General features: G+C 48.8%; 7 protein-coding genes and 1 pseudogene. 5 read left to right on the top strand and 3 right to left on the bottom strand.

Going from position 1 to position 5,741, the window contains the following annotated elements:
* Window positions 1-584: 584 nt before the first annotated feature.
* The 5 genes and pseudogenes from CMQ96_RS27990 to CMQ96_RS27980 all read left to right on the top strand — a co-directional run bounded on the left by CMQ96_RS27990 (window position 585) and on the right by CMQ96_RS27980 (window position 3,200).
* On the top strand, window positions 585-926 hold the full coding sequence (locus CMQ96_RS27990) for a MobC family plasmid mobilization relaxosome protein (RefSeq protein WP_071599364.1): 342 nt from the start codon (window positions 585-587) through the stop codon (window positions 924-926).
* Window positions 865-1,563, top strand: a pseudogene (locus CMQ96_RS29080) (relaxase/mobilization nuclease domain-containing protein); the annotation flags it as partial. The gene CMQ96_RS27990 and the pseudogene CMQ96_RS29080, both read left to right, overlap by 62 nt.
* 40 nt (window positions 1,564-1,603) lie before the next feature.
* Window positions 1,604-2,101 carry an MbeB family mobilization protein gene (locus CMQ96_RS28520; protein ID WP_015328238.1) on the top strand — a complete coding sequence of 166 codons (498 nt, stop codon included), beginning with the start codon at window positions 1,604-1,606 and terminating at the stop codon, window positions 2,099-2,101.
* A 6-nt stretch (window positions 2,102-2,107) separates the two neighbouring features.
* Window positions 2,108-2,323, top strand: a complete 216-nt coding sequence (locus CMQ96_RS28515; protein ID WP_015328239.1) for an MbeD family mobilization/exclusion protein — start codon at window positions 2,108-2,110, stop codon at window positions 2,321-2,323.
* A 505-nt stretch (window positions 2,324-2,828) separates the two neighbouring features.
* The gene (locus CMQ96_RS27980) at window positions 2,829-3,200 is read left to right on the top strand and encodes a hypothetical protein (protein WP_021314598.1); all 372 of its coding nucleotides are present in this window, start codon (window positions 2,829-2,831) and stop codon (window positions 3,198-3,200) included.
* Between the two features lie 409 nt (window positions 3,201-3,609).
* Here the strand turns inward: CMQ96_RS27980 and CMQ96_RS27975 are convergent, their stop codons facing one another.
* The 3 genes from CMQ96_RS27975 to CMQ96_RS29075 all read right to left on the bottom strand — a co-directional run bounded on the left by CMQ96_RS27975 (window position 3,610) and on the right by CMQ96_RS29075 (window position 5,635).
* Window positions 3,610-4,368 carry a PmeII family type II restriction endonuclease gene (locus CMQ96_RS27975; protein WP_065782962.1) on the bottom strand — a complete coding sequence of 253 codons (759 nt, stop codon included), beginning with the start codon at window positions 4,366-4,368 and terminating at the stop codon, window positions 3,610-3,612.
* Window positions 4,361-5,227 (bottom strand): site-specific DNA-methyltransferase, encoded by an 867-nt coding sequence (locus tag CMQ96_RS27970; protein ID WP_049162637.1) that lies wholly within the window; start codon window positions 5,225-5,227, stop codon window positions 4,361-4,363. The genes CMQ96_RS27975 and CMQ96_RS27970 overlap by 8 nt, the downstream gene beginning before the upstream one ends.
* 279 nt (window positions 5,228-5,506) lie before the next feature.
* Window positions 5,507-5,635, bottom strand: coding sequence for a replication initiation protein (locus CMQ96_RS29075; protein ID WP_074440740.1), 129 nt, complete (start codon window positions 5,633-5,635; stop codon window positions 5,507-5,509).
* Window positions 5,636-5,741: the final 106 nt, after the last annotated feature.

The following is a 5,741-nucleotide window of genomic DNA, read 5'->3' as shown; positions in this document are numbered from 1 at the left end:
GGAACTGAGTGTCAGGCGTGGAATGAGAAACCGCGGCCATAACAGCGGAATGACACCGGTAAACCGAAAGGCAGGAACAGGAGAGCGCACGAGGGAGCCATCAGGGGGAAACGCCTGGTATCTTTATAGTCCTGTCGGGTTTCGCCACCACTGATTTGAGCGTCAGATTCTGTGATGCTCGTCAGGGGGGCGGAGCCTATGGAAAAACGGCAACGCCGCATCCTTTTCGTGCCCTTTTCTGACTCTAGCTCCATCTCTTTATCTCGTCACTCGTGAGCAGGTAACGCCCGCCGCAGCCTCACGGCAGGAGCGTCAGCGACCGAGTGAGCGAGGAGGCGTCATATCCCCGGCACTACCATTATCTGCCTTACGCACCTTCGCTGCATGTCATCCCTGCCATATATAGCACTTTCGCTGATACCCATACCGATGCCACCATAGTAAGCCAGTATACACTCCGCTAGCGCTACGTGACTGGTTCAGGGCTGCGCCCCGAAACCCCACTGACGCGCCTGCGGCTTGTCCAACCCCGCGCCGACCGGGAAAGGCTTTCCCGTCCGTCACGGCGTTATCAGGAGGCGATTCTGGCAGATAAACGCAACAAGATGCTCACGATGTGGGTGACGGAAGACGAACACCGGCGGTTGCTTGAGCGGTGCGACGGAAAACAACTGGCGGCGTGGATGCGCCAGACCTGCCTTGATGAGAAACCGACACGCGCCGGCAGGCTTCCCTCGATTTCGCCCGCGCTGCTGCGTCAGCTTGCCGGCATGGGCAATAACCTGAACCAGATCGCCCGGAAAGTGAACGCCGGTGGTGCCGGTCATGACCGGGTGCAGATCGTGGCAGCGCTGATGGCGATCGATGCCGGTCTGGAACGGTTGCGGCATGCCGTACTGGAAAAAGGGCCGGACGATGATTGTTAAATTCCATCCCCGGGGTCGCGGCGGGGGCGCCGGTCCTGTGGATTATCTTCTGGGTAAAGACCGGCAGCGTGAAGGTGCCAGCGTCCTGCAGGGGAAGCCGGAAGAAGTCCGGGAGCTGATTGATGCGTCGCCGTATGTGAAAAAATATACCTCCGGGGTGCTGTCATTCGCGGAGGCGGACCTGCCGCCGGGTCAGCGTGAAAAACTGATGGCCAGCTTTGAGCGGGTTCTGATGCCCGGACTCGATAAAGACCAGTACAGCATTCTGTGGGTGGAACACGCAGACAAGGGTCGTCTTGAGCTGAATTTTCTGATCCCCAATACCGAATTACTGACGGGGAAACGCCTCCAGCCGTATTACGATCGTGCCGACCGGCCGCGCATCGATGCGTGGCAGACAGTGGTCAACGGCAGGCTGGGGCTACATGATCCGAACGACCCGGAGAACCGGCGGGCGCTGGTCACGCCTTCAGGACTGCCAGAAACGAAGCAGGAAGCCGCAGAGACGATTACACGGGGTTTGCTGATGTTAGCCTCATCAGGAGAGCTGAAAACGCGTGATGACGTCACAGGGGCGCTCACAGCGGCCGGTTTTGAGGTGGTCAGAACCACAAAAAACAGTATCAGCATTGCCGACCCGGACGGGGGGCGAAATATCCGACTGAGGGGAGCCATTTATGAGCAGTCTTTTAACGGCCTCGAGGGACTTCGAGGAGAAATCGAAAGCACAGCAGCAGCTTACCGAAGAGAGGCTGAAAGCCGCATTCAGCAAGCACGAGAACGTTGTCAAATCGGAACTGAACGCAAGCGCGAAGAGAATCAACGACGCCATCAGCGCCCACGAACAGGGGATGAACGCGGCGATGCAGTCGAACCGGCTGAGCGTGCTGCGAATGGTCGGGCGGACGTGGCTGACCATCACCATGGTGTCAGGGCTGCTGTTCGCCAGCCTGAGCGGGGTGCTGTGGTACCAGGGGAACCGGATAGCGGCGAACCTGGCGGAAATCAGGCAGCAGAGAGATACGCTGTCGAAACTGCACATGCAGACGTGGGGCGTGACCTATCTGGAGAACCGCAACGGACGGTTTCTGGTGCTGCCGGAGGGGATGAAAGCCGAAACGGGCCGGACGGTGGACAACAAGACGCGGAACGCGGTGAAGCTGGTACGGGAGTAGAGCAGAATGACGGAACTGGAAAAACAATTGCTGAGCGCGTTAGAGCAGCTACAGCAGGACTACTCGAGAAGGCTGGACGAGTGGGAGAGCGCCTTCGAGGAATGGCGGAAGATGTCTGGTCTTATGCAACGGGAGAACGCGGCGCTGAGCGAGCGCGTGTCGGGCTTGAGCAGGCAGGTGCAGAGTTTGAGCGAGCAGCTGCGCCGGTTATCGACAGGCTGAATGAGATTGAGCAACAGCGATACGGGCAAACAACGGAAAAGGAACCAGAGAAGACAGCAGATCTGGTACCGGAACGGCAACGCACATTATCTCATGGTGACAGGGAGTATGGAGACTGATAAACGCCCGTCTCAGGTGGCCTGAGCGTGACGGGGATCATGGCCATTTTCTGCGATTTCAGCACACAGAGAGTCTTTTTTAACCGAAATCACCGGCTATGCAGTGATGTGAATAAGTGATGCATATGCGTAAAATAAATCAGGTGCGTTTCTGGTGGTTTTCGGTGTACTTGCCACCACCTTTTGCCCGTCAGCCATCAGAAACGCCCTGAGTGCCTCCGGCGCGGTGCGGGTAAGAGATGTTATGGTAAATCCAGCGGTGTAGCTGTTCTTTTTGAACCAGCGATCAGTGACTTCTATGTTATTTGTTCAATACTAAAAAGCGGTGTACTATACCACTTATGTTGTGTTTTTTCTTTTCTGACAACTAGCATGGTGGTGACTACATGAGTAAAAAAAACGATTTAAACCTTAGTGAATCAACGTTAGAAAGCCTCAGGGAGTATGTCGATGACTTCGGTATGACTGTTGATGATGTTGTTCTGAAGTTAATTAATGAGAATAAGTCATTGAAGGAATCACTTGGACAAGACTTTGTGTTATCTGGCGAAAAGGAAGCGCACCACTTTAAAGATTATGTGATTCATAAACTGCCCAAAGGAAAAATTCTGGTTACCCATAATGGGCTTAAGGCCAGCAACATGAAGAAGATATTGATTGAGGCGGGGAGGGAGCTAGGCATGGATGAAAATGAACTCAATCCAGATTTCACAACCTATGAGATAGGGCGTTTTTTGTTTAAGCACCTACATGCGTAACAATCCTGCAGGCCTGAAGGGCAGGCATCGAACTTCGCTGCCCGGATGTTATGGTAAATATGAGTATTTAATCTGATGCAAAAAAAACCGCCTAAAAGGCGGCTTTTTGCTAAGGTGTGTTGGTTATTGGTGTCAGTCTTTGTGCGACAGCCCCACCATTAGCACTCACATGTGTGACTATGTTGTTGTCGGTTCGAGTGTGTAGCTGTACGAAGATATCAAAGCCTGAACTTGCATGAACATCACAGATGTAGGCTTCAGTATTGGGTGCCCAGATTGCACTGGTATCCTCTCTACGGAGTCTTACACCAAAGTTGTTAGATGCATGATTCTGGCAACCATTTACTATGCATGCTGGCATGGAGTGTCCTTGTTTTTGTTGAGGCATTTCCCCATTTATACTCTTCTGTTAGTTGCTATGATAGTCTGATTTTGAACCTGAGTTTCTTGCTACAAATAAAGCCCAATTTATTGAACCATCACTATTACAATATTCTGAAATAAACTCAGCCGTAAAAAGATTTAGTTTGGCATTTGTTAGTTCTATCAGTTCCTTGTTTTTTTCGTCTGCAAGCTTACCAATAGGCTCAATTATATCACTATATAATTCGTTGTTTCCGTTAGATATAAATGTCCAGAAGTCTTGGCCGCATAGTTTTATGTGGGTTCCCTTTTCAGGTCTGGCGTCATAACCATAACAACACCCCTCGATGCAAGTTATTGATTTTGAATTAATTCCACCGGATGTGCCTAGGACTTTTTTGGCTTTAATGAAGTTGTCTTGCATTTTCTTTTTTTGTGATGAGTTACCCCAGTTTGGGCCGGATTTGATGCTTATTAGATATTTTGTGCTTTCAGTTTCGAACTCAAGATCTATTCCTACCGCACTGGATTTTCTTCCACCAAATGCTTGGGAACATGTGAAGATTGCAATCTTTTCCATGAAATTGCCAAAAACGGTCTCCTCTCCAGAGGATACCGTTGCATCCATTATTGACTTTATTAAGTCACTTGCTGATGTTAGCCCCTTCGCCTTAAATAAATATGGGTTTTTTCTTTTTGTTATATCTGATAATTTTATCGCCCTTATTTTTTCTTGTTTTTTTTGATGGAACTCTTCATCAATGCAAGATTCTATAAAATCTGAAATAATCCGTGATTCAATCATTTGTATACCGGTATTTTTTTTGAGACGATTTTTTCAAACCTACTCTATTTGCCGTTATCTCGCAATATTCATCTAATATTTCAATACCTACAGCGTTCCTTTTCATTGCTTTCGCAACTTTTAATGTGGTTCCAGAACCGGAAAATGGATCCAGAACGGTGTCACCTTCTGTGGTGAAAAGTTTGATGAACCATTCAGGTAGGCTTTCAGGAAAAGCTGCGCTGTGACTGCGGTTTCCACACTCTGTAGCCATGTGTAGCACGTTGGTTGGGTATGCTAGATCCCTGGTGACCCAGTTTTCTATTTTTTTACCGAAACCACTCCCTACTTTCGATTCATCTCTTTTCTTATCTGTATCACTCATGTTTTTAAGTCGTGAGTTTTTCCAATCCCCCATAGGCACCATTACTTCCTCTTGGTACATGTTGAATTTTTTACTTTTCGTAAAGTGGATGCATCTTTCCCAAGAGTCTCTAAAGCGATTTGGCCATTTCCCAGGGTAACTATTTTTTTTATGCCATATGTATTCCTCTGTCCATAACCAGCCTAATTTTCGCATCATTAAAATTAGCTCTATTACATACGTATGGCGCTCGCCATTAATCGCCCTTTCCTTTATGTTTAGAACAAATGAGCCTGATGATTTTGTCACTCTCAGTAGTTCTTTGGCTATCGGGGTGAACCACTCAACATATTTGTCTGCACTTACTCCGCCATAGGTTTTTTTCCTTTGGTCTGCGTAAGGTGGTGATGTAACGATCAGATCTATTGAATCGCTTTGAAGCATCTTTAAAGCGATTAAACAATCATCATTGATTAGTTCTATCGTCTGTTTTTTTTCTTTAACTTCTTGTTTCATTAGCATTTCTTTTGTCGCATTCTGTGTTCATTATCAGGATATTACCTCCTTTTGTTTTGGAGGTCCAGTCTTGCTGATGGTTGTTGACCTAAGTATAAGATGCGACGTAATATCCTCGTCTGAAACGAAAAAACCGCCTGGGGAGGCGGTTTTTTCGAGGGTTCAGTAAGTTGGGGAACTTCTGAACCGTGGTAACAGGGTGTACAAGACCGCTGAAACCAAATTCTGTCCTTTCAGTTTAGCCGTAGTTGGGCTGAGACTTCAAGAACTCTGCATCAGTTATCTCTTGTACACCCTCTTACTGTTGGCTGCTGCCAGTGGCGTTTTGTCGTGTCTTTCCGGGTTGGACTCAAGACGATAGTTACCGGATAAGGCGCAGCGGTCGGACTGAACGGGGGGTTCGTGCATACAGTCCAGCTTGGAGCGAACTGCCTACCCGGAACTGAGTGTCAGGCGTGGAATGAGAAACCGCGGCCATAACAGCGGAATGACACCGGTAAACCGAAAGGCAGGA

Source organism: Klebsiella sp. MBT K-1, from assembly GCF_002556465.1.
Classification (GTDB): domain Bacteria; phylum Pseudomonadota; class Gammaproteobacteria; order Enterobacterales; family Enterobacteriaceae; genus Klebsiella; species Klebsiella grimontii.
Note: the sequence above shows the minus strand (reverse complement) of the source record. Positions and strands in the feature narration are given on the sequence as shown.

Coding starts and splice junctions, on each gene's coding strand:
- CMQ96_RS28520 (WP_015328238.1), top strand. CDS start 1,604: ATGAGCAGTCTTTTAACGGCCTCGAGGGACTTCGAGGAGAAATCGAAA.
- CMQ96_RS28515 (WP_015328239.1), top strand. CDS start 2,108: ATGACGGAACTGGAAAAACAATTGCTGAGCGCGTTAGAGCAGCTACAG.
- CMQ96_RS27980 (WP_021314598.1), top strand. CDS start 2,829: ATGAGTAAAAAAAACGATTTAAACCTTAGTGAATCAACGTTAGAAAGC.
- CMQ96_RS29075 (WP_074440740.1), bottom strand. CDS start 5,635: ATGCACGAACCCCCCGTTCAGTCCGACCGCTGCGCCTTATCCGGTAAC.
- CMQ96_RS27975 (WP_065782962.1), bottom strand. CDS start 4,368: ATGATTGAATCACGGATTATTTCAGATTTTATAGAATCTTGCATTGAT.
- CMQ96_RS27970 (WP_049162637.1), bottom strand. CDS start 5,227: ATGAAACAAGAAGTTAAAGAAAAAAAACAGACGATAGAACTAATCAAT.